The 26,912-nt window shown below is 57.4% G+C and carries 20 protein-coding genes; 9 read left to right on the top strand and 11 right to left on the bottom strand.

The features are described from left to right. Positions 1-29 precede the first annotated feature (29 nt). The 4 genes from phnE (PSH69_RS17940) to PSH69_RS17925 are packed head-to-tail and all read right to left on the bottom strand — an operon-like array spanning position 30 to position 3,260. Positions 30-797 carry a phosphonate ABC transporter, permease protein PhnE gene (phnE, locus tag PSH69_RS17940; RefSeq protein WP_305409308.1) on the bottom strand — a complete coding sequence of 256 codons (768 nt, stop codon included), beginning with the start codon at positions 795-797 and terminating at the stop codon, positions 30-32. Continuing rightward, entirely contained in the window at positions 794-1,621 is an 828-nt protein-coding gene (gene phnE / locus PSH69_RS17935; RefSeq protein ID WP_305409307.1) for a phosphonate ABC transporter, permease protein PhnE, read from the bottom strand. Before phnE (PSH69_RS17935) ends, phnE (PSH69_RS17940) begins: the two co-directional genes overlap by 4 nt. Continuing rightward, positions 1,615-2,412, bottom strand: coding sequence for a phosphonate ABC transporter ATP-binding protein (locus tag PSH69_RS17930; RefSeq protein WP_019648578.1), 798 nt, complete (start codon positions 2,410-2,412; stop codon positions 1,615-1,617). The genes phnE (PSH69_RS17935) and PSH69_RS17930 overlap by 7 nt, the downstream gene beginning before the upstream one ends. Further along, entirely contained in the window at positions 2,409-3,260 is an 852-nt protein-coding gene (locus PSH69_RS17925; protein ID WP_305409305.1) for a putative selenate ABC transporter substrate-binding protein, read from the bottom strand. Before PSH69_RS17925 ends, PSH69_RS17930 begins: the two co-directional genes overlap by 4 nt. Positions 3,261-3,468: 208 nt before the next feature. Here PSH69_RS17925 and PSH69_RS17920 point away from each other — a divergent pair, with 208 nt between their 5' ends. Further along, positions 3,469-4,629, top strand: a complete 1,161-nt coding sequence (locus PSH69_RS17920; protein WP_305409304.1) for an IS30 family transposase — start codon at positions 3,469-3,471, stop codon at positions 4,627-4,629. A gap of 55 nt (positions 4,630-4,684) precedes the next feature. Here the strand turns inward: PSH69_RS17920 and PSH69_RS17915 are convergent, their stop codons facing one another. Next, positions 4,685-4,903: a hypothetical protein gene (locus tag PSH69_RS17915; RefSeq protein WP_305409303.1), complete on the bottom strand. Its 219-nt coding sequence runs from the start codon at positions 4,901-4,903 to the stop codon at positions 4,685-4,687. Positions 4,904-5,317: 414 nt separating this feature from the next. Here PSH69_RS17915 and PSH69_RS17910 point away from each other — a divergent pair, with 414 nt between their 5' ends. Together PSH69_RS17910 and PSH69_RS17905 are read left to right on the top strand one after the other, a co-directional pair. Continuing rightward, positions 5,318-6,094: a hypothetical protein gene (locus PSH69_RS17910; protein ID WP_305409302.1), complete on the top strand. Its 777-nt coding sequence runs from the start codon at positions 5,318-5,320 to the stop codon at positions 6,092-6,094. 370 nt (positions 6,095-6,464) lie between these two features. Next, entirely contained in the window at positions 6,465-7,040 is a 576-nt protein-coding gene (locus PSH69_RS17905; protein ID WP_305409301.1) for a hypothetical protein, read from the top strand. Between the two features lie 176 nt (positions 7,041-7,216). Here the strand turns inward: PSH69_RS17905 and PSH69_RS17900 are convergent, their stop codons facing one another. Both PSH69_RS17900 and PSH69_RS17895 read right to left on the bottom strand, forming a co-directional pair. Then, complete coding sequence (locus PSH69_RS17900) at positions 7,217-7,438, bottom strand: hypothetical protein (RefSeq protein WP_305409300.1); 222 nt, start codon at positions 7,436-7,438, stop codon at positions 7,217-7,219. A 27-nt stretch (positions 7,439-7,465) separates the two neighbouring features. Continuing rightward, positions 7,466-7,729 carry a hypothetical protein gene (locus PSH69_RS17895; RefSeq protein WP_305409299.1) on the bottom strand — a complete coding sequence of 88 codons (264 nt, stop codon included), beginning with the start codon at positions 7,727-7,729 and terminating at the stop codon, positions 7,466-7,468. A gap of 202 nt (positions 7,730-7,931) precedes the next feature. On the opposite strand from PSH69_RS17895, the gene PSH69_RS17890 reads away from it, so the two are divergent. Further along, positions 7,932-8,147, top strand: coding sequence for a transposase (locus tag PSH69_RS17890; RefSeq protein ID WP_305409298.1), 216 nt, complete (start codon positions 7,932-7,934; stop codon positions 8,145-8,147). Positions 8,148-8,374: 227 nt separating this feature from the next. On the opposite strand, the gene PSH69_RS17885 is transcribed toward PSH69_RS17890, so the two are convergent. The 3 genes from PSH69_RS17885 to PSH69_RS17875 all read right to left on the bottom strand — a co-directional run bounded on the left by PSH69_RS17885 (position 8,375) and on the right by PSH69_RS17875 (position 14,719). Next, positions 8,375-11,569 carry a hypothetical protein gene (locus PSH69_RS17885; protein ID WP_305409297.1) on the bottom strand — a complete coding sequence of 1,065 codons (3,195 nt, stop codon included), beginning with the start codon at positions 11,567-11,569 and terminating at the stop codon, positions 8,375-8,377. A 61-nt stretch (positions 11,570-11,630) separates the two neighbouring features. Next, the gene (locus PSH69_RS17880; RefSeq protein ID WP_305409296.1) at positions 11,631-13,439 is read right to left on the bottom strand and encodes a pentapeptide repeat-containing protein; all 1,809 of its coding nucleotides are present in this window, start codon (positions 13,437-13,439) and stop codon (positions 11,631-11,633) included. A 287-nt stretch (positions 13,440-13,726) separates the two neighbouring features. Then, positions 13,727-14,719 carry a lipase family protein gene (locus PSH69_RS17875; RefSeq protein ID WP_305409295.1) on the bottom strand — a complete coding sequence of 331 codons (993 nt, stop codon included), beginning with the start codon at positions 14,717-14,719 and terminating at the stop codon, positions 13,727-13,729. A 500-nt stretch (positions 14,720-15,219) separates the two neighbouring features. On the opposite strand from PSH69_RS17875, the gene PSH69_RS17870 reads away from it, so the two are divergent. Continuing rightward, a complete protein-coding gene (locus PSH69_RS17870) occupies positions 15,220-15,801 on the top strand; it encodes a TetR/AcrR family transcriptional regulator (protein WP_305409294.1) in 582 nt (193 codons plus the stop codon). A gap of 224 nt (positions 15,802-16,025) precedes the next feature. After that, on the top strand, positions 16,026-17,246 hold the full coding sequence (locus tag PSH69_RS17865; RefSeq protein ID WP_305412850.1) for an MFS transporter: 1,221 nt from the start codon (positions 16,026-16,028) through the stop codon (positions 17,244-17,246). 255 nt (positions 17,247-17,501) lie between these two features. Here the strand turns inward: PSH69_RS17865 and PSH69_RS17860 are convergent, their stop codons facing one another. Then, positions 17,502-17,801, bottom strand: coding sequence for a hypothetical protein (locus tag PSH69_RS17860; RefSeq protein ID WP_305409293.1), 300 nt, complete (start codon positions 17,799-17,801; stop codon positions 17,502-17,504). An 883-nt stretch (positions 17,802-18,684) separates the two neighbouring features. Between PSH69_RS17860 and PSH69_RS17855 the strand changes: the two genes are divergently transcribed. From PSH69_RS17855 to PSH69_RS17845, 3 genes are all read left to right on the top strand, one after another. Then, positions 18,685-19,200, top strand: coding sequence for an Hcp family type VI secretion system effector (locus PSH69_RS17855; RefSeq protein ID WP_074687775.1), 516 nt, complete (start codon positions 18,685-18,687; stop codon positions 19,198-19,200). Positions 19,201-19,330: 130 nt separating this feature from the next. After that, positions 19,331-22,237, top strand: a complete 2,907-nt coding sequence (locus PSH69_RS17850) for a type VI secretion system tip protein VgrG (RefSeq protein ID WP_305409292.1) — start codon at positions 19,331-19,333, stop codon at positions 22,235-22,237. Beyond that, positions 22,234-26,910, top strand: a complete 4,677-nt coding sequence (locus PSH69_RS17845; protein WP_305409291.1) for an RHS repeat-associated core domain-containing protein — start codon at positions 22,234-22,236, stop codon at positions 26,908-26,910. Before PSH69_RS17850 ends, PSH69_RS17845 begins: the two co-directional genes overlap by 4 nt. Positions 26,911-26,912: the final 2 nt, after the last annotated feature.

Below are 26,912 nucleotides of genomic sequence, written 5' to 3'. Positions count from 1 at the left end.
GTGGGGTTAAGGGCGCTGACTTTCCTGGCTCAAGCCTTGACCCAACGCTGACGGCTCCAGCTACTCAATGTATCGACGGCCAGGACCAATAACAGCATCGCCAGAATAACCGTGCTGGCTTGAGCTTCCTGGAACAGGCTGAGGCTGACATAGAGCATTTGCCCCAAACCACCGGCGCCGACGAAGCCGAGCACACTGGCCATGCGGATGTTGTTTTCCCAGCGGTACAGGATGTAGGCCAGTAGCTGTGGCAACAGGTTGGGCAGGGTGCCGTAACAGAACGCCCATACGGCATTGGCGCCCTGCAAACGGATCGCGTCGGCCGGTTCCGGTGGGGTGTTTTCCAGTGCTTCGGCGAACAACCGGCCGAGCACGCCGGTGGTGTGCAGGGCCAGGGCCAGGGTGCCGGCGTTGGGGCCGAGCCCGGCGGCCAGGACCATCAGTGCGGCCCATACCAGTTCCGGCACCGCGCGCAAGGCGTTGAGCACCAGGCGTGACGCACTCTGCAAAGGCCAGCCGTAGCGCCCGGCTGCGGGCAATGCCAATAACAGGCCGAACACCGCCGCGAGCAGGGTGCCAAGGGCCGACATGGCCAGGGTTTCCAGGGCGCCGTGGCCGATGGCTTGCAGATGGCCCGGGCTCAGGTCCGGGCTGAGAAAGCGCTGGGCATAAGCGCCCATCTGCTTCAGGTTGCCGGCGCCGCTGAGTTCGCCGAGGTCGATGCCCAGGTAGTTGAACGAGGCGATGACCGCTGCGCCGATGCACAGGAGCAGTGCCAGGTTGAACAGGCGATTCATGTCAGCCTCCAGCGCAGCAGGCGGCTGAGTTGATCGGCGAGCAGCACCAGGACGAGGAACGTCAATAACAGACTGGCCACTTCACCGCCGGCAAACATGCGCAACGACAAATCCATTTGCTGGCCCAGGCCGCCGGCTCCGACGAAGCCCATCACCACCGAGGCGCGGATGGCGCATTCCCAGCGGTACACCGTGTACGACAGCAGTTCCGCAGCGACATTGGGCAGGATTCCGTAGCAAAAGGCTGGGAGCCGACCACTGCCGGACTGCAGTAGCGCGTGTACCGGGCGCTGGTCGACCGACTCGAAAATTTCCGCGTAGACCTTGCCCAACATGCCGCTGTAGGTGATGGCAATGGCCAGTACCCCGGCCGTCGGGCCGAGGCCGACGGCGCGCACGAACAGCAGGGCCCAGACGATTTCCGGCACGCTGCGCAGGAAGATCAGCAAGCCGCGTATGGGCCAACGCAGCAGTTGGCCCCAATAGCTCGGGTGGCCAGCGCGGGAGGCAGCAGACAGCGACAGAGCACGACTGGCGAGCAGGCCGGCGGGAACAGCCAACAGCAACGCCAGGGCCATGCCGGCCGTGGCGATGGCCAGGGTCTGCAGGGTGGCTTGCAACAACAGCTGGATGAACTCGTCGCCATGGGCCGGTGGCCAGAAGGCGGATACAAACCGGCCCATCTCGCTCTGACTATCACTCGCCGCCAGTACACGGAGGTCCAACTCGCTGAAGCGGATGCCGGGCCACAGCAAGGCAAGGGCCAGCAGGGTGAGCAGCAGACGGGGCAGGGCGGCCGGATCGCGGGTGTCAGACGTCAGCATCGGGGGATCTGCACACTCAAGGGAGCCGGAGGAATCGGCGAGGATTGCAACTGCTCATTGGCGTAGAGTTTGTCGAGCAGCTCGCGGTCGACGGCGCTGGCCGCAAGGTCGAACAGGATCTGTCCATCACGCAAGCCGATGATGCGTGAAAAGTGCGCCAGGGCCAGCTCCACCGCGTGCAGGCTGGCGACCAGGGTGACGTTCTGCTCCCGGGCATGGCGGCACAGCACCGAAAGCGTGTGCTGGGCCAACACCGGGTCCATCGCCGATACCGGCTCATCGGCCAGCAACACCTCGGGCGCTTGATACAACACGCGGGCAATGCCCACGCGCTGTAGCTGTCCACCGGACAGTTGCTGGCAATGCGCGAACAACTTGTCACTCAGGTCCAGCCTGGCCAATGCCGCGCGTGCGCCCGGAACATCCAGCGGATGCAGCAGGTTCAGCAGGCTCTTGCCCAGACCCCACTGACCCAGCTTGCCGGCCAGCACCGCGGTGACCACGCGCTGGCGCGGGGGCAGGGGAGGCGCCTGATGGATCAGACCGATGCGCGCGCGCAGCCGCTGGCGCTGACGGGCAGAAAGCTGCCAGACGCGCTCGCCGAGCACCTGCAGCTCGCCGTTGCCCGGTCGCAGGGCGGTGGCCAGCAGGTTGAGCAGACTCGACTTACCCGCGCCGGACGGGCCGATGATCGCGACCTGTTCGCGTGCGCCGATGTGCAGATCCACGCCACGCAGCGCCTGGACACCGTTGGCGTGGGTAAGGCTGACCTGGGTCAGATGCAATGTCATTTGAGCAGTTCGGCGGCGCGTGCGGCTTCCTCGATGCCCTTGTAGTTCTCAGGCTTGGTTTCGATGAAGCGGCTGGCGGCCTGCAGGTCCAGAATCTCCTTGTCTTTCGGGTTCGCCGGATCGAGCGCCAGGAACGCAGCCTTTATCTTGGCCGCCAGCGCCGGGTCGAGGGTTCCGCGCACCGTCCAGTTGTAGTCGAAGTACGCTGGGGTGGTCGAAAACACTTTGACCTTGGTGGTATCGACCTTGCCGGCGGCAACCAGTTTTTCCCACACGCTGGCGTTGAGCACCCCGGCGTCGACCTTGCCAGCCTGGACCCAGGCAACGGTGGCGTCATGGGCACCGGAGTAGCCCACGCGGCTAAAGTACGTTTCCGGCTTGATGCCTTCCTTGAGCATGAAATAGCGCGGCATGAGACTGCCGGAAGTGGAGGACACCGAGCCGAAGGCAAAGGTCTTGCCCTTGAGATCGGCGAGGGACTTGACGGCTGGGTCGGCGGTGATGAATTTGCTGGTGAATTGAGCGTCCTGTTCGCGCTGTACCAACGGAATGGCATTGCCGGTTTTCAGGCGTGCCTGCACGAACGTGAAGCCGCCCAGCCAGGCCAGGTCGATGCGATCGGTAGCCAGCGCCTCGACCACCGCCGGATAGTCGCTGACAGGCACGAACTCAACCTTCATGCCCAATTGTTGTTCCAGATAGGCGCCAAGCGGCTTGAACTTGCGCAGCAGTTCGGTCGGGGCTTCATCGGGAATCGCGCTGACTTTCAGGGTCTCGGCGGCTTGCGCCAGCAGGGTGCAAAAAGACAAGGACAAGCCGACGGCCACTGCCAGGGTACGCTTGAGCATGGAACATCTCCGGTGCATTTACGAAAGAATGTCGAGGCGCCTGGCACAAGGTGATTGCTGCGTGGCGCTTTGTGAGGGTAGCCGAAATGGAGCGAAATTGACTGCTTTTGGGCTATTGCTGTTTATTGAGAAGGGCGGCATACGGCTGTGGATTCAACCGGTCGATGCAACACAACTAAATTCTGTGTAAGCAGAAGGAGTGTTGCAGATGAAGCAGAGACCTCGGATCTATTACACCGAAAGCCAGAAAAAACTGATGTGGGATCACTGGCAGAAAGGCGACTCTCTCCAGCACATCGCCCAACTATTTGATCGAAACCACTCATCGATACAGCGCATTCTGGCGGAGACCGGGGGGATCAGACCCGCTCTACGCCGCAGGTCCAGATTGGCGCTGACGTTGGCTGAACGCGAAGAGATTTCGCGTGCAGTGGTGGCAGGTAACTCGATCCGTTCCATAGCCGCGCTGCTAGGGCGAGCAGCCTCTACGATCAGTCGTGAGATCAGACGCAACGGTGGCCAAGGAGGCTACCGGGCTAATCGTGCGGATCAGGCTGCCTGGGATCGCGCCCATCGACCCAAGGTCTGCAAGCTTGTTGAGAACCGAGCGGTGGCGCAAATTGTTGCAGACAAGCTTCAATTGCAGTGGTCACCGGAACAAATTGCCGGCTGGCTGAAGCGCACCTACCCGGACGATACGAGCTATCAGGTGTCACACGAGACGATCTATCGCACCCTCTTCATACAGGCTCGCGGGGCTCTGAAGAAGGAGTTGCTTGAGCATTTACGGCGAACGCGAGCCATGCGTCGCTCGCGCCATCACACGCAGAAGAAAGAAAATCACGGTCGAATCACAGACGCGGTATCGATCCGCGAACGCCCGGCCACGGCTGAGGATCGGGCGGTGCCAGGTCACTGGGAGGGTGACCTGCTGTGCGGTAGCAGGAACAGCCAAATTGCCACTCTTGTGGAGCGTCATACCCGTTACGTAATGCTGGTGAAGTTGGCCGGTAAGGACACCGAGACGGTCATCAGCGCCCTGATCGAAAACGCCCGCGAACTCCCCGAGGAACTCTACCAATCGCTGACGTGGGATCGCGGCAAAGAGATGGCCGACCATAAGCGTTTTACGGTGGCTACCGACATCAAGGTCTACTTCTGCGACCCTCATCGTCCCTGGCAACGGGGATCGAATGAGAACACCAACGGGTTGTTAAGGCAGTACTTCCCGAAAGGCACCGACCTGTCGGAGCACTCGCAAGCCACGCTCAATGAAGTGGCAAGGCAGCTGAACAGCCGTCCTCGGAAAACACTAAACTACGAAACGCCCGCTGAACGATTTAGCCAATCTGTTGCATCGACCGGTTGAATCCACACCCCATAGCAGCCAGATATATTCATAGGCGAATGAAGAGTGATGCTTGTTAGCTGATCTGAAAGATTTCAGAAATTGCACTCAGGGCTTTCTTGCCGTGAGATTCATAAAGACCGTTCAGCAACCTCTGGTCACTGAGACGATGCAGTCGGAAGTGGTTGTAGAAAGCCTGACCCAACCGCTGGTTCTCGAATGCACCTCTGTCCCAAAGCTCCAGGAACTCATCGTAGGTAGCCCTCTCAATTTCCGGTCTTATCCCACTGTCCAATGCGGCCCCCAATTGACGGTTGGTGTTGGCAGGATCCTACAAAGGCAAAACGGCTTGTGCAAGGCACTCGACCCGCGTGACTTCTTCTGGCCCGGTTGTTGCCGGTAGCCACCGGCAGACATCGACCCACAGGAGACGGTCGCGATTCCAATTTACCAGCCCGATAATTGACGCAGGGAAGGCCGCAATCGATCGGTAGCGCTCGCTGCATAGCAGCCGAATGACAACGCCGTTCGCCGCCGAACAAGAAGCTTGACGCAGGCGCGCGCCATGTACATTGATAAGAAGCCGTACCGGCGCGATCTTGAGCATCGTCCTGCGTCATCGGCTACTCTCACTGCGGAAGTTGCTTCTCCCCTCGCCGAAATTGAATCTCTAGGCTACGCGTGTTCGAATCAATATTGAGATTGGCTCATGACCCCAAAAATAGTTCTTCTAGTTAAGGTATTTGATAAGGAGGAATACGCTGATGCATTCATTCAGACAGGAGAGATGTTCTGTAAGACGATTGGGCAGTTCAAGCAGATAGAGGGTGATGTCGCACGAGGCGACCAATTCGAGGCGCCCTCGGATTGGCATCAACCCGACCGCATATCTCTGACATTATCATTTGAGACGCCGGACGGGGAGGAGAAGTCCTTTCCAATAGAAGGGCTGGCCGGCCCGCTAGTGATTCAGAGTGCGGCGCACGATCGTTTGAATGCCTTCTGTATGTACGCTGTTACCGTGCCGGACTTCGAGGAATCGTATGAAACAGAAGAGGAGCGACTGCGCGTGGTCGAGAAAATCAATTCAATGTTGAAGGTACACGCAACGCTAGGCGAGGAAATGCTTTTGCTTGGAGAGTATGCCGTTATCATCATCAAGGTCACGGATTTCATCGATAAAGTAAGCAAAGCCGCCAAGTCGGAAGGCTATTCGTCTTGGCGAGGCCTTGTCGATTATTTTGATCCCGAGACCTTTCACGGTAGTTTCGGAGAGGTTGAGTCCGTTTTTAAAAAGCGGAACATCTACTCCTATCAAAAAGAGTTCAGATTTGTTTTCAACTCGAGCGAGCCCGAAGGAGCGAAAATTCTTCATGCCGGTCCTCTGGATGGAATTGCTTTTAAGCTCAAAACCAGCGAAATCAACAGCAAGCTTGAATTGAAGCTCGCCGAGGATCAACACGCCAAAGGGAACTCAATTGGTTAGCAGTTTGCTGCTTTGCAGCGGGTGCTGACGCCTACCTAAAACAGGTCAGTGAGGTGCTTGGAAGCAGTCATTGTTGGGCGACAGCTCCTAGCCGTATTCTGCCCGTCGCGAGAGGTAGAAATCGACCCGAAGCGGTCATTCGTAGAGTATCTCTTGCAAGTTTGCTCGCTTACTTACGATTCGAACTCTCGATACACCCAATGGTGCAACTCATGCCCCCTACAATTTTGCCAGCGACAGTTCTTCGTCCCGGCATGCGTGATAGCATTTTGATCTAAGCGTTTTTAACTTGCCGGAATTTTCTTGTCTATGCTCGCACTAGCACCTGATATCTCGATCACAACACACAGGTATCAACTGAGGATAGGTTATGTCCAATGACGGCTATGGGCGCAGCAGAACAAGTATTTTTTTTCCGGTTTTCAGTATATGGCAGGCAAAGCTGGTGATTGTATTGCTTCTCGTTTTACTGGTTGCGGTCAGCGCCCTTGTGCCCGATACAGCTGAGGGAGGAAGTTGGTTGCTGGTTCAGCAGATGATCTTGGTTGGATACAAGGATATTGGGAGTCTTAGTGAAGGATCAAGCTATAGATTGGTAGTAATAGTTGGTTTTTCTATGGCGGTTATTCTGTCTTTGGTTGCTGCCATTGTGCTGTCGTTGACTCGTATTAATATGAATGCCTTTCGGGCTGTTGAGAAAAAAAGCTATTTATCAAGAGTTTTGACTGTTGGGGTCATACTAGTATTCTTGTTGCTGCCAATTTTTCAAGAGTTGCCAAATAGTGAGTTGCAGTTCTCATATCATGTGCTTAAGGCAATGTGGGAAAGTAGATTGTTGATAATCGGGGCGAGCGTTGCGTATTTTGTGCTCTCTTTGTCGTTTTGGGTGCTGGTTTTATTTGAGGTCTCTAACATTCTGGGTCGGAGGTCGTCAACACGTAATTGAACTCTGCCATGGCCAAGCAGCAAGTCGCTGACCGTTTGCAGCCAATAGCAGACACCCAAATCGGGTGTGGAAAATGAGCACAATGGCGCCTCCGTTCTCTCGCCGAGCCTGACCAGATAGCAACTGGAGAAAACTAGTGCCGAAAGGACTAGCTCGGGTGCTAACGTGTACGCGGCTTATCCATACACGTATAAAAGGTCATCGATCAGTTCAAGTTCCTGTTGCGTGAACTGCACCGTGTTGAACCGTCGAATATCTTCAAGCACACCTCTGATCGGTACTTGCCGCGAAGGATTCTGAACGATTTCGATCAGGCGTTCGTAATCGGGACCTCTTCCCTTGAGGTATTTTTCAATCAGCTCTTTGAGTGATACGCGGGCCTGCAGATCGGTTAGCACTTTTACTCCTCCGGCAAAATGGTGACTTCATTCCACTTTAATGACGGTGGGATTAACCGGTTTCGGGATAAGTTGTTGTGCGCCACCCGTTCCGTATTCAGGGTACGCTTTGGTGAACGGTTCCAGGTTTGGACCTTTGCCACCGAGTTCGTACGGCACTGTAGCGCTAGGCACACCATCTTTGGAGAGTTGCAGCGTGTCAAACTTCAATTGCAGACGACCATCACTCCACGCGGGATCCGGGTCGGCCGCAGTGACATGCTCGTACCTGGAGAGCTTTCGTCGCAGCATCGCCAGTCTCAAATTTCTCGAATCCAAAATGCGACAGTCGAGCTTCCTGAGTGTCGATCGTGTTCTGTGCGTGACGGTTTACTATGGCCACGGGCTCGCCGGTCTGTGTATTTTTCCATGACATCCCCCAATGGTGATGTCCAACTTCTGGGGGGCAGATCATTTTTAAGCGGACGCGATAGCCCTTAACTTCAGGATTTCCATGCACCAACGAAGCTCTTACCCCAAACCGTTCAAAGCCCAGGTTGTTCAGGAATACCTGCAACCCGGTGCAACCATCTCCAGCGTTGCCATCAGCCACGGCATCAACGCCAACGTTATTCGCAAGTGGCTGCCGCTTTACCGGGATCAGTCGGCAACGTATCTGCTCGCGCTTGTTCCGTTGGCGAATAAAATCCCGCAACGCACGGGCGTTTAACAACCACACCTGCCGTGCGTAGCACCTTGGTTAATCCCCCGAGAGCCTCACCAGTTCTCTTGCACTTTCTCAGCGGCACGATAGCCATCGCCAACCTGCCAAGACTTTATGCACACTTGCCGAACATGCGCTTGAGGTGCCAGATGGGCCCCGGTACCGGACGGGGCCATCTGGCGATAGGTGTACTTCTTGGATCAGATATGAACGTTCTGACGGGTGAGCGGCGATTACACCGGTGGCGCCGGCGGCATCCAGTGGCTGATCGATGGCTCGGGCCTTCCGTCCGCGCCGTGGATCAGCTCGTAGTTGAGGGCGTACACGTTCCGGTCCAGGCTCACGGTGAGCTTGCCGGATGCAACGCCTTGCGTTGACACCAGGAGGTCACCCTTAGGTGTGTAGATATCCATGTAGTAGTGGTCCGGCGAGCTGCCGTCGCCGGTATAGGAGAGCACGTAGACATACCCCTTGGCCTCCACGTCCAGGTCGAGGTACGTCGACTGGCCGCGGGTTTTTATCGTCAGCGGCAGCATCGACGAAGTCTTGTTCTGGAAGTACTTGACCGGATTACCGTGGATGTCGAACGCCTGCACCCGTGCGTTATCGGATTCGAGCACCATCACCACCCCATCCAGGCCAATCGCGATCGCCACCGGCCCCGACACCAGGCCCTCCCGATCGCCCTCGCCGGAGAACAAGCAGGCGTCGGGGGCCTCCCCCTCCGCGACGGGCACGCTCGACAGCTCGCATCGGAGCAGTTTGCTTCGCCCGGTGCTGATGGCAAACACGTAACCTTGCGGATGCAGGACGAAATCGTCCAGCGGGACATCCGCCGGGAACCGACCATAGCTCTGTCCCGTCCCGGAGTGGAGGGGAGCGCATTTCGATCCGTTGTCGTAGCTCAGCGTGACCTTACGAAGATGAACGTACGACGGTGCGTCATAGTCGCTGCTGGTTGCAACCGGGTAGCTGTCGAGGAAGAGGTTCCGCGCAGAGCCGTCCGACCGGCTCATCAGGTCGTAGCAAATGCCTGATTTACTGCTATAGCCGACGTCGAGCGGCTGGTAAGCCTGCTCCGGTGGCACGAGAAGCGACACGTTCTGCAGCGTGTACATGGGGTCGACCGACCGGGGGTTGGTCGAGAGGTTCTCCGGAATGTTCAGGTTGGAGGCCTGCCAGCTGTAGCCGATCGACGCGGGCCCCTGCGCCAGGGTGATGCTCGTCAGACTAATGAGATCCGAGCCTGACGAACCGAGCGTGACCGTCGGCGCCGCCGCCTTGTCCCACACGTGCGCACCGCCCTGGTAGGCCAGCTTCTCCACATGCTCGTAGACCGAGCTCGTGGTGAGCGGAGGCAGGTTGTTTTTGATCTCGAGGCTCGGAATCACGAGCGTGCTGCCGTTCGTGCCCAGCGCAGGCGTCCAGTCGGTGGAACCCTTTCCAGCGACCCATCCATTGTCGGCATAGAAGATCGCGGTAACCTTCAGCTTCCCCCCGCCCGGGACACCCTTGAAGCTGATCTGAATGGGCTCGCTGTCCGTCCCTTTCGGCAGCGAAAACTCCTTGGAAGGCACCGTCACTTGGCTGTCGTACGTCACGGTAACCACGTAGTGCGTCGCCTGCATCGGGAAGTAATGGTACTGCGAGTCCGGGACGAGTTTTATATCCAGATCGATTGTCCTCGTCACCGTCGACGTGTAAATCGGCGCCGCATCGAGCACCTCGAACGTCGTCTGACTGAGTTGCGCGAAGGTGACAACCGCGTTGGTCGCCTCCAGAGCGATGTCCACGAACGGGATCGCCTCCTCCAGAGCCCCTTGCGCGATAAACTCCAGCAACATCGCCTTCAAGCCCGTCTTCCATAGCAAGGGGCCGATGATGTTGGCCAGCTTGAGGAGCACCTCCTTGATTCCGCCCGTCAATGCATAGTCGAGGATCGCGGCGTCGATCGTCGCCAGGACGCCCAGAATTCCGACGTAGACCGTGTAATCCTTCAGGAGGTTGGTGACGAACTCGGTGTTCATGACGGCCGCGCCCACGACGAGGGCGACAACCGGAATCGCATACTCGAAGGTTGCCGTCATGAAAATGCCGAGCAGGCAGATGTGCCTGTCGGTGTGCCCAGGGCCGAAAACGCCGAGCCCCGCGAGATGGACGTTCACCGCGCTGGCCGTATCCGGTACCGGGAACGTCAGCGTCATGTCCGTGACGTCGATGGGGATGCCGGCGATCTCATCAATGGGCCCGACCCGGTCGAGGTATTTCGACGTGGCGGTGCCGTTGAACATGCTGGGGATCGAAGCCGCTGGCCATGAATCCGGCGGCGCGACGGGGGTGCCGCTGGCATCCAGAAACTCGATGTAGGCTCCCAGGTGCCTGAGCCACTGGTTCTCCACCGTCACGGACATGTTGTTCCCTTCGCACGTCACGCTGGCGGGGTCGACCACGACGCCTTTGCCTGGGGTGAGGTTCTTCAATTGCCACTGAGCGTTCTGGTCTCGCTGCTGGGCGCGCGGCTCCACGGCTTTGGAGTCCGCCGTCCCCTGGTATTCGCTCGATACGACGCCATCGAGCACTTTCCACAGCGCGCCGCGCAGGTACTCGTCCTGCCTCGAGAGCTGGATCGCCAGGGGCAAGGTGCTCGTCATGGCCAGATTCACACCCTCTTCGAGCCTGGTCGTATAGATGGGCTTTTTGTTGTCGTCGTACACCTTGTCGTTGTTCCAGTCGAGGAGCAGCACCTTTTTTTGCCATCCATCGCCTGCGTCGTTGATCGCGTCCACCAGGGTGCCACTATCGTTCTGGATCGCGGCTGTTATGCAGTTCTCCTTGATGTATGCAGGGATGGCACCGCCTTTATCACCGCTCAGGTTCAGGAGGCTCGGATGGTGGAAAAGTACAGCGACCGCCGCCTCCATGGGGTCGTTGTAATCGTCTACGTGATCCGGGAAGTCGGAGTCCAGGACCAGGGGCTTGAGATCGTCCGACGTGATGCCGTATCTCGCGAGCTTGTAGTGAGCCGAGGCGAGCACATCCTTGCCGCGTTTCTTCATCTCTTCGCGCGCGGCCGCCCTGCCGGCCCTGGGGACGTGCAAGTGCATGGCGATGGTGTTGCCGGGCGCCACGTCACCCGTCCCCGTGGACACTGTGATCAGTGCCGGGCGGTTCGAGGGAACGGGGAGGTCCTCGATGTAATGAGTGACGTGCTCCGGCGGGAGCAGTTTCAAGAACGGCGTGCTCTGGCTCGCTCGTGCGAGGGTCTGCGGCGTATGACGCTTGAGCCGATACTTCCTCAAGTTCGCGTGCAGAAGCACGTCGTCCGGGTTCTTGCAATGCTTCAGGTTGAAGTGCAGCGTGCGCGTCTCGGTCGGTCCGGGCAGCCTGTCCGAACGCTGGTTGGTCGCCCCATCATTCCTTTGATTCATCGTTCTCTTCCTGTGAGTGTCTGTACTGGTTGAGCTTGTCTACGCGGGAGCGGGCTGCGCCTCACGGCCCGTAGTGCCAGTCGGTCATGGGCGCGTCGTCGGCGTTCCACATCGTGCCGCTGCAAGGCCCGGTCTGGCCGCTCGGGCACGTTGCGCCAGCGGTGTCCGTCGGCTTCCGCGTGGCGTGGTACTGGATCTTGTGCTTGTCCTCCCGGCCGCCATGGACGGTCAACGTACCGTTGTCCGTGCTTACGGCCGCTCCTGTGAAATTGACCCCACCCACACTCGCACTGGAGAAATCGACGCCTTGCAGGCAAGCCTTCGCGAACGAGGTCGCGCGCTCCTGATTCACTAGCGACAGCGCGGTGCCGATGAACTTGGCGTTGATGAGGCACGCTCCGTCGAAGGTGACGCCCACCGCGTTCTTATCCTTGATGCCAGAGAAGTCCGCCGCGACGAGATACGCACCGCTGAAATCCGCCTGCATGATGTTCGCGCCGACCAGCGCCGCGCCGTTGCCGTACAGGTAGCAATACGGCATCTGTGCGTACGACATGTCTGCGTTGGTGAACGTGGCGCCCATCAGGTTCGCCTCGCTCAGGTTGCAACGGAGCAGGCCGTTTGACGTCGAGAAGGTGGCGTGGTCAAACGTGGCGTACTCCAGGTTCGCTTGCGCCAGGGCGGCGCCCCCGAGCTGGGCGTAGGACAGATCGGCGTAGCGAAGGCTTGGTTTTTCCACGGCGGAGAACTGCACCCCGGTCAGAACGGCATACTGTGCGACCAGATGATTGAGCGTCCCATCGAGGATCGCCTTTCCCGGGTTTTTGGGATCAGGCGTCATAAACTTAACGCCGTCCATCTGTGCGTAGCTCCAGATGTAGATGTCGTTATCCTCGTGGTCGAGCGCGTGCGTTAGGATCTTGTTCACGCGGGCGTTCGTGAAGATAGTTCGGTTATCGGTGGATCGGGTGATGCGGATGGGCTTGGTGAGATCTGAGAGGGTCGCCAGGGCCAGATCGGCGCTTTCCAGGTCAGCGCTTTCGAAGTTGCAATTGTCGAGCACCGCGCCCGTGAAGTCGCTCCCTTTCAGGCTGGCTTTACTAAGGTCAACGTCCTTCAGCGATGCATTGCGAAAGTTCGCGCCATCCAACATGCAACCGGAGAGGTTGCTGCCATCGAGCACTGTGCCCGAGAAATTCGCGATGCCCGAGAACGTGACATTGCTCAGATTGCTGTTCGTCACCCGAGTGCCGGATAAATCCGCATTGTTCAGGAAGAGGTACCAGAAGTCGGCCCGGTCGTATGAACGCTTGCGCAGGTCCGACGCCCCCGGGAATAGTTGTTGCGTAATGACGGGCACGGATGGGTTGGCAAATATCAAGGCAGTCTCCACATCTGCCCAGGAGACCGTATTGTTCAGGATATCAATATTGAGTACGGATACAACCGACTGGCCTTGGACGAGCTCCATCCAGATGGCATTGTCTGCCGGCGGGATGCCGTACGGATCATGGGTCGCCAAGGCGAGCGTCGCAGGCGTCTGCGGAGAGGTGAGTGCGATAAAGAAATCGTGTGAGTTGCCACCCGACATCGGGCTGCCACAGTCCAACCACGTCCCGTCGCGCACCGATTGAACCTGAAGCCAATTGTGGGTGCCCAGATTGAGAGAGTTGTCGGGGGTGAATGTATCCCCCAGATAGAAAGCGAACAAGGTCGCGTCTTTCACAGTGTCATCGTCCAATAGTTCGCACGCCAGCGAATTACCTTGGCGATACGCGAACCAGGTATTGCTGCCTATTTTCCCATAATTGATAATTATGGTGAGGTAGTAGCAGCCGATGTAAGTCTTCACGGCATTCGGGTTGGTCATTTCAGTTTCCTCGTCCGCTTGCCCGTCGTGGCGAGAAAACACAATAAATCGAATTTGGCATCATAGTCAGACATATTGGCTCCATAGTTCAATAGCCGATTGATGAAGCGGAGGAAAAGAACAATCCACAGTGCCTGGCAATATATGAATCCAGCGACGCACGTTGCGACTGCTTAAGCACCGTTGCGAGCGAAAAGGTTTCCGGATAAGCGAGTTGCAGTTGTGTAGGCTTCCCGAAGAAATGCCGGCAACTGCAACTCGAACATCTGGGCGACGAGACTATTGTACTAGCTACCGAACGGTGGCATCGGTATATCGCCAGGTTGCAACCCCAGCAGCGACATGTACTCGTAGATGTGCTGATAGCTGGATTGAGCACTATAGCTTGTGCACTCGGCTTGTAGCTCCCCACAGAGCCGCAGTTCCATGTTTGCGTTGCCCATGCCCCATTGCGTGTAGTTCAAATTATTATTTGTAACAGTGTCGATTCCAACCCAAACCATTTCCTTCATGACTGGATCAATGACGTTGGTGGGTTCATAGAGCGTCAAAGAGAAATCGAGAGAAGTGGCGCACCACGCCATCGGAACAACATCCAGAGTATTGTATATTCGTAGCGCATTACCGGCCATTTGCTTATTGAAATAGCTCGCAAAAAAACCATCGCCGGCCGTTGGCGCAGCAATCGTTTCGCAATGAAAATTAAGGCCCGAGAATTTGTCTTTTAGATAAAGCGCGACTACCGACATTAGAGCACCGCCAAGGCTATGACCGACTAATCGGATCGTCGCGCCACTCCGCTGCTTCCCGAGAAAATCGTTAAGTGTGCCCTGACCACTGATAGTAGATGCCGTAGTCAATATCGCGGTTACACCATCTGCAGTTCCCTGAGATAGGTTTGCCGATACTGGGCAGCTCTTGATGAGGTTCTTTAACGGCACCATTGGAAAAATATCAAGATCGTCCAGCTGATCCTTAAGAGAATTGCCAAGGGTCCCACTCGTCACCACTACGGTGTCGTTCCCACTTTTCCCGCCCATCAGCACGACTGTGATGTGAGCCACGTAATCGCCATCCATCACCAGAGCGGGGCCCCAAACTACGGCATAGCCGCCGCCAACCTTGGAGCCATTAAGACGCGAAAGAATGTTGTCTTTAACCTGGCTCGGCGTAGGATTCGTCATGTTTTCCCAAGACGGCCACCACCTCGCCGCATTATTCACCACGTAAGCGTGTGTAAGATTGATTTGCCTTTGCTGAATTGAGTCTAGTGAAGTCATGACTGCTCCTTGTCTCGAAGATAAATAATTTTCAACGGGACCAACGAAAACTCACGGCTGCCGTCGATCCTTCTGGGCCAGCAAGACCGAGTGTAGACGCAGTTTTGGAAGCGTGAAATGCATCGCCACAATTCGCCCCGATAGGGCGTGGACACGTCGGTAGTCATCACCAACCTTCGGCCTATCATCCCGGCAGGCCAACACCTCTCCTCGACGCACAAGTTCGTTTTTTTGAGTAGATGATCATCGACTGAAGCCCGGTCAATTTCACACTCAAGAGGCTGTCTAACGATCGTTAATAGCGCCCCAAAAAAAGAACTCCAGCCGAAGAATCTATTTCCTACTGTACCCTAGCACCTGGCCTGCCAACGTGGTCTCCGCCGATTTGTACTCTCGGCGTCCTCCATTGATGCGGAGTAAGGTGTGAGGTCAACCCACCCTTGACGAGCGAGAAGGAAGCCAGTACTTTCTGGAATGATCATTCCAGAAAGGCTAGTCCGATGCGCACCAGAGAATTTGAGCATGACGAGATTGTCGATGCAGCCATGCAGGTTTTTTGGCAACTCGGCTATTGCGCCACCTCGATACAGGATCTGGTCGACGGTACCGGATTGTCTCGAAGCAGCCTGTACAACGCCTTTGAGAACAAGCATGGATTGTACGAGCATGCGCTGCGCCGTTATCACGATCTGACTGCCACGAACGTAGCGCTGCTTCAGGAATCGGGCTCGGTCAAAGGGCTGATCCAGCAACTACTGATGAGGATCGTGAATGATGAACTCAGCGATACCCGGCAACGCGGCTGCCTTGCCGCCAATGCCACACTTGAACTGGCTGGTCAGGACGAATCCATTGCCGAGTTGGTCTCCCGCAACTTCCTGCGTCTGGAGAAAGCTTTGGAGCGTGCACTCATCCGTGGTCAGGCAGAGGGGGAAATCCCCACACACAAGAAACCTCGCGCGCTCGCACGCTTTATAGTGAACACGATTCAGGGCCTGCGTGTATTGAGTAAAGGCAGTGCTCACCAGAACCGTCGGCAACGCTTGCTGGATGTGGTCGACATAGCGATAGACGCTTTGTAACGCAGGACGGGTGTTGTAATGCTTCAAGTGAAAGTCTGACAGAGACCAGAATTTATTTACCAAGATTTGGAATGATCATTCCAGATAAAACTCAAAGCAATTTTGTTCATTTTGCAATAGGCCTTGAACGGTCAAAAAGGCATCACCGTTGCTGCCAGAGCTAACCTCAGGCAGTCGATCAGGAAACAGGAAATGTATTTTTTATCAGGGATACAACGATGACCATGCACGGCGACAATGGATTGATAGCAACGGGGTTCGATGAGACGTTTTCTGCGCAAAGACTGCCAGTGTGGAAACTGTTGGCATTTACGATGGCTGGCTTCATCACCATCATGACGGAAACTATGCCAGCCGGACTGCTGCCTCTGATCGGGCAGGGGCTGGGCGTCTCGCAAGCCTTGGCGGGTCAATTGGTTACGCTCTATGCTTTAGGCTCGGTTTTGGCGGCGATTCCGGTCGTTGCTGCTACGCGAAAATGGCGCAGGAGGCCGTTGTTCCTGCTGGCGATCGGCGGGTTGCTGGTCTTTAACACCGTGACGGCATTGTCCTCCCACTATGTGCTGACTCTGGTCGCGCGGTTCATCGCTGGAATGGCGGCGGGCGTGATCTGGGGATTGTTGGCCGGTTATGCACGACGCATGGTGCCCCATGATTTGCAGGGGCGGGCCCTGGCAGTGGTCGGCATTGGTCAACCCATTGCCTTGTGTCTCGGCGTGCCCCTAGGCACTTGGCTGGGTACTCTGTTTGATTGGCGTGGCGTGTTCTGGATCATGTCGGCCCTCGCATTACTGCTATTCGTATGGGTGCGATTTGGCGTGCCTGATTACGCGGGACAAACTGAGCTTCAGCGCCAGCCGATCTGCAGAATTCTTCTGACCCCAGGTCTGCGCCCGATACTGTTTGTGATCTTCGTCTGGATACTTGCCCACAACATCCTTTACACCTACATCGCGCCATTTTTGGACTCCGTCGGGCTTGGTCAGCGAATAGACCTCGTGCTGCTGGTTTTCGGTGTCGCCTCTATCGTCGGCATCGGGGTCACAGGAATGTGGGTGGATCGTGGGTTGCGTGTGCTGACGCTTCTTAGTCTGGCGGTTTTCGCGATGGCGGCGCTGGTGTTGGGAATGGCAAGCAGTTCTCCCAACATTGTGCTCCTCAGCGTTGCGATCTGGGGGCTGACGTTCGGTGGCGCTCCCACGCTACTACAGACGGCCATTGCCGATGCCGCCGGTGACGGCGCCGATGTCGCGCAGTCGATGCTGGTCACCATTTTCAATCTGGCAGTGGCCGGAGGTGGCATTGCTGGTGGCTTGTTGCTGGAGCATGCGGGGCCGAGCTCTTTCCCCCCAACACTGCTGATATTGGCGCTGCTCGGTCTGTCCGTGGTTTGGCTAGCTAGGGCCAATGGTTTCAAGCCTGGCCATCGCGCAATCGCGCAATAAGAATGACCAATGGGTCGCTAGGTGGATGTTGAAGAGAATAAAAATAGTATAAGAGTCTAGCAGCATCCGAAATATGCTTGGTTCAACCAAATGTTCCACTACGCTACGGTTGAACGAGTGCTGAGACTGGCTCGCCGGCTCTATTCTCCAAGCGTGAGAAACTACCTAGCCGGTATGGCAGGTAGTTTCCCAAGATTGGTTGGTCGATTATGTTTTTAAGACTGTTAGTGCTTCAGCACTTACTTTGAGGGCAAGTCAGCACCATTGATATGCCGGATGTTTGGGGTCGAGATGATCGCGTATTTTCCAGTACTCCTGCAGCAAGCCGAACTCGAATAAGAGGGGGCTAACCTTGGGGTAAAAACCGCTCTGGTGATCCATCTCCGCCAGATCTATAACTGCTGCTCGAACTGAGTCCCAGAGATCATCTGCTAAGGAGTAATCCTCATTCACGAGGATTGGGGATTTTTTGTCCAAATGGCTCTGAACACTAGCTTGCATTGCCATGAGGCCGATATTGATGACCAACGGCAAACGCTGTGGATTGTGTAGCATGATGATTCTCCAAATTCAAAAAGCAGAACGCGGAGAAGCACTTCGCCTTGGGGGAAGTATTCCCCGCGAAGGTGGGTAGAGTGGAAGAAGGTGCTTAATGCTAGAGCTTCATGGCAGTAATCAGAACGCCAACGTCAATGACCTGACGCCTATACGGATAGTGAGCTTGACCTCAAGCTGAGACATTCCAATATTCTTGGGTAGAAAGCCAGTTCAATTTCCCATCAAGCTTAGAGGCCTGCCCAGACGAGAGGGCCCGTGGTGGGTGGGAAAGATGTGCTTCCATCGACATAGTCGACTGATCGCGGTACCGGAAGCTCGGCGATCTTGGGAATGGACTAATGCGCGGAACGCATCGCAGCCTTACGAGTCCTGGCTACTTGGGCATATTGCTGACAACGTCAGCGATACATGGGGCACAGAATGGAAATGCCTTTCAAACTTGTCAAGCCGCTCGACACAAAAACTCGGCAGGGAAGCTTACCCAGAGAGAAGGGCCCCCTAGGAGCGAGGCTGCTTCATCACACCGCAGATGCCTGTTCAACGGGAAAATCAATTCAAGCCCTTGGGGATTTCATCAGGTTGCCTAGCTGCGCAAGAAGTTGCGCACTCCTGTGTGGAAACCTTACGGCGAAATCGCTACAGGCCACGTAGTTCGCGCGCTACAGCCAAGTGCGCAAGAAGTTGCACAGTACTGCGCAACTTCTTGCGCACTTTTCTTCTGTTTCTCACACTGAAAGTCGCAAAAATCTCCACCGAAGCCACCTAACCCCTTGAAGGGTAATGGCTATCTGCTGGTTGGCACGACTTTTGATCTCTCCGCGGACACCTGGACAGGCAATCACGCCGTCCGGTCCTGTCTTTTGAGCAAGGAGAGCATCCCATGGCAACACCAGCGTACATGTCCGTTACCGGCGAAAAACAAGGCCTGATCACTGCCGGCGCCTTCACCGCCGACTCCGTTGGCAACACCTATCAGGAAGGCCACGAAGACCAGGTCATGGTTCAGGCGTTCAGCCACGACGTGATCATCCCGCGTGACCCACAGTCCGGCCAACCGACCGGTCAGCGTGTACACAAGCCAGTCGTGATCACCAAGGTCTACGACAAGTCTTCGCCACTGCTGCAAGCGGCGCTGACCTCCGGCGAGCGCATGAGCGAAATCGTTATCCAGTGGTACCGCACTTCGGCTCAAGGTACCCAAGAGCACTACTACACCACCAAGCTGGAAGACGCGATCATCGTCGCTATCAACAACAAGATGCACAACTGCCAGGATCCGTCGAACGCACACTTCACGCACCTGGAAGAAGTGCAGTTCACCTACCGCAAAATCACCTGGACCCACGAAGTATCCGGTACTTCGGGTTCCGATGACTGGCGCGCTCCAGTCGTTTAATCGCGGCTGACTGTTTCACCCCTCGGCCAGCATGACTGGTCGAGGCGGGTGGTACTCCTGAAGAATTTTTGCAGTCGTTGATCGCCATCGGGCGTCGACGAGTGCCGCAACATCGCATGAGGAACACGGAATGTTCGCACCGGCCAATCAGACCCATTTCAGCCTGACCATCGATGGGGCGGACAGCCTGTTTCAGGTGCTGTCCTTCACCGGCCGGGAGCGCCTGAACCAGCCGTTCGAATTCGAACTGGAACTGGTCAGCGAAAAAGCCGCGATCAACCTCGAAAGCGTGTTGCACAAGCTGGCTTTTTTGCAGCTGTCCCCCTCGGGCACCGGCATTCACGGGCTGGTTTACAGCATCGCTCAGGGTGAGGCCGGCAAGCGCTTGACCCGCTACCGGATTTCCCTGCGTCCGCAACTGGCCTACTTGGTGCATCGGGTCAACCAGCGCATCTTCCAGCAGATGACCGTGCCGCAGATCATCGCCAAGGTCCTGGAAGAACACGGCATACTCGCCAGCGAGCACAAGTTCCAACTGAGTGCGGTGTATCCCGAGCGCATCTACTGCGTGCAGTACGACGAGTCCGACCTGCAGTTTATCCAGCGTCTGTGTGAGGAGGAGGGGATTCACTACCACTTCCAGCACAGCGCCAGCGGCCACTTGCTGGTGTTCGGCGATGACCAGACGGTGTTCCCGAAACTGGCGCCGGTGACCTATCAGCAGGACACCGGGCTGGTGGCCGATCAGCCGGTGATCAAGCGTTTCGGTTTGCGCCTGGCCACGCGCACCAGTCGCACCACACGGCGTGATTACGATTTCACCAAGCCGAAGATCGAGCTGGAAAGTGACGCCAAGAGTGCCGCGAAGCCGGACCTGGAGGACTACGATTACCCGGGCCGTTTCGTTGATCGCGAGCGTGGCAAGCATCTGGCCAATCGTGCACTGGAACGTCATCGTAGCGACTACCGCCTGGCCGAAGGCAACAGCGACCAACCGATCCTGGTTACTGGCCACTTTCTCGCCCTGACCGAACACGCCAACTCGGCGTGGAACGACCTTTGGCTGCTCACCGAAATCCTCCACGAAGGCAAGCAGCCGCAGGTGCTGGAGGAGGTGATCAGCAGCGACGTCACTGACCTCAAGGACGATTTTCACCAGGGCTACCGCAACCAGTTCACTGCCATTCCCTGGGATGTGCCATATCGTCCGCCGCTGGATCATCCGAAACCGAAAGTCCTCGGCACCCAGAGTGCGGTGGTCACCGGCCCCGAAGGCGAGGAGATTTTCTGTGACCAGTACGGTCGGGTGAAGGTGCAGTTTTTCTGGGACCGCGAAGGCCAACACGACGACAAGACTAGCTGCTGGATGCGCGTGGCCTCGAACTGGGCCAGCCAGAACTTTGGCTCGATCAACCTGCCGCGCATCGGCATGGAAGTGCTGATCACCTTCCTCGAAGGCGATCCCGATCAGCCGCTGATCACCGGGTGCTTGTACCACGGCGTGAATCTGCCGCCGTACAAACTGCCCGACTTCAAGACCCTGGCCACGGTCAAGAGCAAGGAATACAAAGGCAGTCGTACCAACGAATTGCGCATCGACGACACCACCAGCGAAATCAGCATTGCCCTGCGTAGCGACCACGGCGCTAGTGCGATCAACCTCGGCTACCTCACTCATCCGAGGCCGTCTGGCGGCCAGCCGCGCGGCGAAGGTTTCGAGCTGCGCACCGACCGCCATGGTGCTGTGCGCGCCGGTGCCGGTTTGCTGATCACCACCGAGCCTCGGCCGAACGAGTCGAAGCACCACAAGGATTTGCCAGAAACTGCCGAACGCCTGGCCACCGCCAGCGATCAGCAGGACGGATTCGCGGTACAGGCAAAGGAACTGCAAGCCCAGGAAGCGGGTGATCAGGATGACGTGGCCATGGCGCTGCACGCCCAGCACCAAGGCGTGCTCGGCAGCGGCCCGGCGAACATGACGGCCAACGAGTTTCCGGAATTCACCGAGCCGCATCTGGTGCTCGCCAGCCCGGCCGGTATCGCCCTGACCACCCCGCGCTCCAGCCACATCGCTACCGGCGAACACCTGGCGCTGAGCAGTACCGGTCACACCAGTCTGTCGATCGGCAAGCGTCTGTTGGCCAGTGCCAGTCGCGGCATGCGCTTATTCGTGCAGAGCATGGGCTGGCGCCTGGTCGCGGCCTCTGGCGACATCGACGTGCGGGCGCTGAAGGACAGCATCAACCTGCTGGCCAAGCTCAACATCACCGCCAACGCCGACCGAATCACCATCACCGCCAAGACCGAACTGGTGATCCAGGGTGGCGGCAGCGCCACCACCTACAACGCCGGCGGCATCACTCACGCTACCAGCGGGCCGTACACCGCCCACGCGGCGAACTTCGCCTACACCGGGGCGAAAAGCCTGGCGGGCGTGTTCCCCGAGCCGCCGAAACCGGGCAAGGGCAATCTCGAACTGTTCAACCAGTACGCCGGGCGCCAGGGCATCAAGGAAGGCGATTACGAAGTCATCGACGCCCTGGGCAAAAGCATCAAGGGCAAGCTCGATGCGAAGGGCTTTGCCAGCGTCTCCGGCGCCGCACCCGGCCCGGCGCGCGTGTTGTTCGGCAAGGATCCGGCGGATACCTGGAGTGATGGCAGCTACATCGGCAAACCCGAATGGCCGCTAAAACCGCCGAGTGTCGAAGATGTTCCTAGCCAGGTGCAAGCCATGGTCGCGCAAGTGTTGCCAAGCAAGAACTGGGACGTGCTGGAGAAGGGCAAGGAACTGGCGCAGGGCGGCATGAGTGCGGTGCAGACAGCACAAGGTGCAATGCAAACGGCGCAGCAAGTCCAAGGCGCGCTGCAGGGCGGTGCGGCCGGATTGCCGAAGCTGGCCAGCGCAGCCATGCCAAGCGCTTCGCGCATCCTCGGCGCTGCGAGCAAGAGCGGCAAGCTGCCGAGTCTGCCGACCGTTACCCCTCCCAAGACTTCTTTTAAAACGCCGGGCCTGCTCGCGGGTGAGATGCTGTCATGACCACTGAAACTGCTGTTGTAAAACGTGAACCCCAGGTAGCGGTCGTCCCGCTTAACACCATAGACATCCAGGACGTCGGGCGCGGTGCGGCGGTATTCGATGCGTGGTTGCAGTCCATCAGTGGCGGCGTGGTCACCCTCGAACGCATGAAAAACGTCGCCGGTGGCTTGCCCGTGATCGGCAACATCATGGCGCTGGTCGATGCGTTGGGCGATATCGTCACGCTGACCAAAAGCAAGCAACGGGAGTTGCTCGACTGGGTCAGTCTGGGGATCAACCTGATTGGGGTTTTACCCGCGCCGCCAACGATGGCTGCGGCGCGCATGAGTCTGCGTCCGACCCTATTTCTGGTGCGTCAGGAACTGCGCAACAGCGCCAAGATGCTGTTGGGCGATTCAATGATCGAGGTGCTGGTCGGGCACCTGAACGCGACCATCATCGGCACCTTGGATGACTTCGTAAAACAGGCGCAAGGCAAGCTGTCGGGCATTCTTTCGGACGCCGGCAAGCTCGGCGAACAAGTCGTCGGCGAGATCGCCACGGGCCTGGAGGCGGTGGTCAAGGGCGACCTGGATGCCAAGGGTGACGCTCAGGCGGCCAGTAAAAAAATAACGGCGGCTGGCGGTCAGTTATTGAGTGATCCCAAAGCCGCCATAGGCAATATTTTCGGTGCGGCGTTCAGCGCCTATAAGGCTGTCGGCAAGGGCATGGCTAACAGCGCGGCGAAACATCTGATTCCGACCAAAGCGAGCGAGCTGGTGTTGAGTCACACCGGTCCATTGCGAGCCATGGGACCGGAAATTAATAAACAACTGAGCAAACTGGGGGACCCGGGTACCCGGCACTCCATTGGCTGGTTGTTGGAAATGCTGGCAGGTGCCGTTACTACCTGGCGCAAGCGTCGGGCTCATGGCCAGAGCGCCAGTGTCAAACCCAACGCCACCAGTCAGGCTGAGCACAAGGCCGGGGAAGGTCGGTTGGAAGCCACCAGTCGCCAGGCACCAGCATCAGCCGATGCTAATCCAAAGAAAAACGGCACTTGTACCGGTACCTGCAACAGCATCAGTTTTGCCATGGGGTCGGAAAGTCTCAGTCATACCGATTTCAGTTTGCCCGGTCCGTTCCCTATCGAATGGACCCGGGCCTATAGTTCGCGCTTGGGCGCTTACGACCAGAGCGAGCTCGGCGCTCGCTGGATCAACGAGTTCATAACACGATTCGATTGCATTGACGATGGCCTGATGTTCCACGCGGCGGATGGCCGCAGCCACGTCTATCCGCTACCAAAAGTCGGTCTGTTCCACTACGACGCTATCGAAAACATCACCCTGGCGCGCGCCAGCGAAGATCAGCTATTGCTGTGCCGCGGTTTCGAGCGCAAGGAAACCTACATCCGCCGTGGCCAGCGCTTTGTGCTGACCGGCGTGGTGTTACGCAACGGCGCCGGCATCATGCTGCATTACGAGCATCGTCACGGCGAGCTGTCGGTGCTGTCGGACCTGATCACCTACCAAGAAAACGACATCACCAAGGTTCACCGGCACCTCGGCACGATGATCGACAATCAAGGTCGGCTGATCGGCCTGTGGGACATTCGTGACGGCGCACCGCAGCGCCAATTGTGTGCCTACCAGTACGACGCTTATGGCGACCTGATCCAGGGGCAAGATGAGAACGGCGCGGTCTGGTCGTATCAGTACCAGCATCACCTGATTACGCGCTACACCGACCGCACTGGTCGAGGCATGAACCTGCAATGGCAAGGTGTCGGCGCCGATGCCAAGGCCATCCGCGAGTGGGCCGATGACGGTAGCTTCGACACACGTCTTGAGTGGGACGAAAACATCCGCCTGACCTATGTCACTGATGCCCACGGCAACGAGACCTGGCACTACTACGACATCCTTGGCTACACCTACCGCATCCGTCATCCGGATGAACGTTCGGAGTGGTTCTTCCGTGACGACGCCAAGAATGTGATTCGTCATGTCCGAACGGATGGCAGCACTGATCGCTACAGTTATGACGAGCGCGGTAACGTGGTCGAACATACACGGGCTGACAACAGCGTGATGCATTACGCCTACGACGACCAAGATCAACTGATCAAGATCAGCGATGCCGAAGGCGGACAGTGGCAGCGGGGCTATGACGACAGCGGCAATCTGGTTGAGATGGTGGACCCGCTGGGCAACAAGACCGAATACGCCTATAACCCGGCAGGCCTGCCGACGGCGATCAAAGATGCTAACGGTTCAGAGAAAAAGCTCGATTACAACGACGCCGGACAGTTAGTTGAATATGTCGATTGTTCGGGTAAAACCAGCGCCTGGGAATACAACGAACTCGGGCAGATGATTGGCTTCACTGACGCGGCCGGGCAGAGCGCAGAGTACCAATACAAGGCTGGGCACCTGGCATTGATCAAGCACCCGGACAAGACCGAGGAGCGTTTTGAGCGCGATGCCGAAGGTCGATTGCTCGCGCACGTCGATGGCTTGGACCGTTGCACCACCTGGAGTTATACCGCCGCCGGTTTGATTGCCGAACGCATTGATGCCGCCGAACAAACCCTGCGCTATCGCTGGGACCGCCTTGGCCAATTGCTGGCTCTGGAAAACGAAAACGAGCGACGCGCACTGTTCCACTACGATCCGGTAGGCCGACTGCTGGAAGAAACTGGTTTCGACGGTCGCATCACGCGCTATCAATACGATCCCGAAACCGGTCGCCTAGCCCACACCGTCAACGGCGATCGTGTGATCTCAGTGAGCTTCGACCCTATGGGCCGATTGATTGAACGCCGCGCCAGTCTAGGCGAGCGGTCGCAGAGCGAGAGCTTCGCCTACGACGGCAATGGCAATATGGTCATGGCCAGCAATGCTGACAGCCGCCTGCAGTGGTTCCACGACCCGGCCGGCAATCTGTTGCGTGAACACCAGCACTATCTCGGCCTGGAGAAACCAACGGTCGCGGTCTGGCAGCACGAATATGATGTGCTCAACCAACGAGTTGCCACCGTTCGCCCGGACGGTCACCGGGTCAGTTGGCTCACCTACGGCAGCGGCCATTTGCTAGGTCTACGTCTGGATGAGCATGAGCTGATCGGTTATGAGCGCGACGACCTGCACCGCGAAGTCGCCCGCCATCAGGGTAACCGCTTGCTGCAAACGCAAAAATGGGACCCCGCTGGCCGCCTTCAAGAGCAACTGTTGGGGCGCAGCGAAGACAAGTCCACTTTGCTCAAGCGTGATTACAAATATGACACCGCTGGCCAACTGACCGACGTTAATGACACCCGTCGTGGCCCGCTCACGTATCGCTATGACCCGATCGGTCGATTGCTCAGCGCGACCACTCGCCAAGGTGTGGAAACCTTCGCCTTTGACCCGGCCAGCAACCTGCTCGATGATAAAGCCGCCGAAGCCCGGCGCCCACTGGACCAAACCCCGCCGCGTAGCAAGCGGGTGGACAACCTGCTGCGCGAATACGCCGGCACCCACTACGACTACGACGAACGCGGCAACCAGATCCAGCGTTGGCACAATGGCAAACGCAGCCAGATGCAATGGGATCTCTTCGACCGGCTGGTACGTTTTGACGACGAACGCTTGTCAGTGGATTTTACCTACGACGCCCTTGGCCGCCGCCTGCACAAAAACTCCAGTGCCCATTACAAACAACGCCCGGAAGCTGGCTCGCAATGGAACCGCAGTGAACATGCGCGCAAACAGCGTGAATACGGTTGCGGATTCACCCTGTACGGCTGGGACGGCGACAACCTGGCCTGGGAAAGCAGTCCGGCCCAGGTCGATGGTGCTCCTGGGCGTACCGTTCACTATATCTTCGAACCTGGCACCTTTGTCCCGGTGGCTCAGGCGGTGCGCCATGCAGCCATCAATCTACTTGGTCAGTCGGATTACAGCGGCGAGTACAGCCTCGATGAGGATCCGCTGTGGAATCAAAAGATCACGGCATCAGCGTTTGATGCGTTGGCTTGGTATCAGTGTGATCATTTGGGCACACCGCAGGAATTGACGGACCCGCAGGGTAATACGGCCTGGAGTGCACAGTACAAGGCATGGGGAGCGGTCACTGAGCAGCGTTCGGAATGGGCGCTGCAGCATGGGGTGATGAACCCTATTCGCTTCCAAGGGCAATATCACGATCATGAGACGGGGCTGCATTACAACCGGTATCGATACTATGATCCGGCTGTTGGACGGTTTGTTTCGAAAGATCCTATAGAGTTTGCTGGCGGTATCAATCTCTACGCTTACGCCCCTAACCCGGTTGAATGGGTTGACCCGTTAGGCCTCGCTAAAGCGCCAGGAGACGCAGGTAGAAAACCAATCTCGAGCAAACCGAATCAGAATGCCAAGTGTCCGTGCAGGAAAAAGTGGGAGATGAACCGATTCGACCGGGTTTGTGAGGGGAATCTCAATGGAACAACCGTCAAGTACTATCGCGATCCTAAATCTGAATTGTGGTGGTCAGCCGACACTACAGGCCATGGTAGTTCGGCATGGAAGGTGATGGCTGAAGAGCGTAATGAACTCGTCCATAAAAAAGATGCTGATATTTATGGCGATTTTATGGACAAGCACAAAGGCGAAACTGGTAAGGTTATGCCGATGAAAAAAATGAAGTGTCGGGACGCTAAAGGGGAGTGACC

It is taken from the genome of Pseudomonas sp. FP1740, assembly GCF_030687165.1.
Taxonomy (GTDB): Bacteria; Pseudomonadota; Gammaproteobacteria; order Pseudomonadales; family Pseudomonadaceae; genus Aquipseudomonas.
Note: the sequence above shows the minus strand (reverse complement) of the source record. Positions and strands in the feature narration are given on the sequence as shown.

Excerpts from the sequence above, each read along its gene's own strand:
- PSH69_RS17880 (WP_305409296.1), bottom strand. The coding sequence starts at position 13,439 with ATGACCAACCCGAATGCCGTGAAGACTTACATCGGCTGCTACTACCTC.
- PSH69_RS17910 (WP_305409302.1), top strand. The coding sequence starts at position 5,318 with ATGACCCCAAAAATAGTTCTTCTAGTTAAGGTATTTGATAAGGAGGAA.
- phnE (WP_305409307.1), bottom strand. The coding sequence starts at position 1,621 with ATGCTGACGTCTGACACCCGCGATCCGGCCGCCCTGCCCCGTCTGCTG.
- PSH69_RS17885 (WP_305409297.1), bottom strand. The coding sequence starts at position 11,569 with ATGAATCAAAGGAATGATGGGGCGACCAACCAGCGTTCGGACAGGCTG.
- PSH69_RS17865 (WP_305412850.1), top strand. The coding sequence starts at position 16,026 with ATGCACGGCGACAATGGATTGATAGCAACGGGGTTCGATGAGACGTTT.
- PSH69_RS17890 (WP_305409298.1), top strand. The coding sequence starts at position 7,932 with ATGCACCAACGAAGCTCTTACCCCAAACCGTTCAAAGCCCAGGTTGTT.
- PSH69_RS17920 (WP_305409304.1), top strand. The coding sequence starts at position 3,469 with ATGAAGCAGAGACCTCGGATCTATTACACCGAAAGCCAGAAAAAACTG.
- PSH69_RS17855 (WP_074687775.1), top strand. The coding sequence starts at position 18,685 with ATGGCAACACCAGCGTACATGTCCGTTACCGGCGAAAAACAAGGCCTG.
- PSH69_RS17850 (WP_305409292.1), top strand. The coding sequence starts at position 19,331 with ATGTTCGCACCGGCCAATCAGACCCATTTCAGCCTGACCATCGATGGG.
- PSH69_RS17845 (WP_305409291.1), top strand. The coding sequence starts at position 22,234 with ATGACCACTGAAACTGCTGTTGTAAAACGTGAACCCCAGGTAGCGGTC.
- PSH69_RS17895 (WP_305409299.1), bottom strand. The coding sequence starts at position 7,729 with ATGCTGCGACGAAAGCTCTCCAGGTACGAGCATGTCACTGCGGCCGAC.
- PSH69_RS17875 (WP_305409295.1), bottom strand. The coding sequence starts at position 14,719 with ATGACTTCACTAGACTCAATTCAGCAAAGGCAAATCAATCTTACACAC.
- PSH69_RS17925 (WP_305409305.1), bottom strand. The coding sequence starts at position 3,260 with ATGCTCAAGCGTACCCTGGCAGTGGCCGTCGGCTTGTCCTTGTCTTTT.
- PSH69_RS17930 (WP_019648578.1), bottom strand. The coding sequence starts at position 2,412 with ATGACATTGCATCTGACCCAGGTCAGCCTTACCCACGCCAACGGTGTC.
- PSH69_RS17870 (WP_305409294.1), top strand. The coding sequence starts at position 15,220 with ATGCGCACCAGAGAATTTGAGCATGACGAGATTGTCGATGCAGCCATG.
- PSH69_RS17905 (WP_305409301.1), top strand. The coding sequence starts at position 6,465 with ATGTCCAATGACGGCTATGGGCGCAGCAGAACAAGTATTTTTTTTCCG.
- phnE (WP_305409308.1), bottom strand. The coding sequence starts at position 797 with ATGAATCGCCTGTTCAACCTGGCACTGCTCCTGTGCATCGGCGCAGCG.
- PSH69_RS17860 (WP_305409293.1), bottom strand. The coding sequence starts at position 17,801 with ATGCTACACAATCCACAGCGTTTGCCGTTGGTCATCAATATCGGCCTC.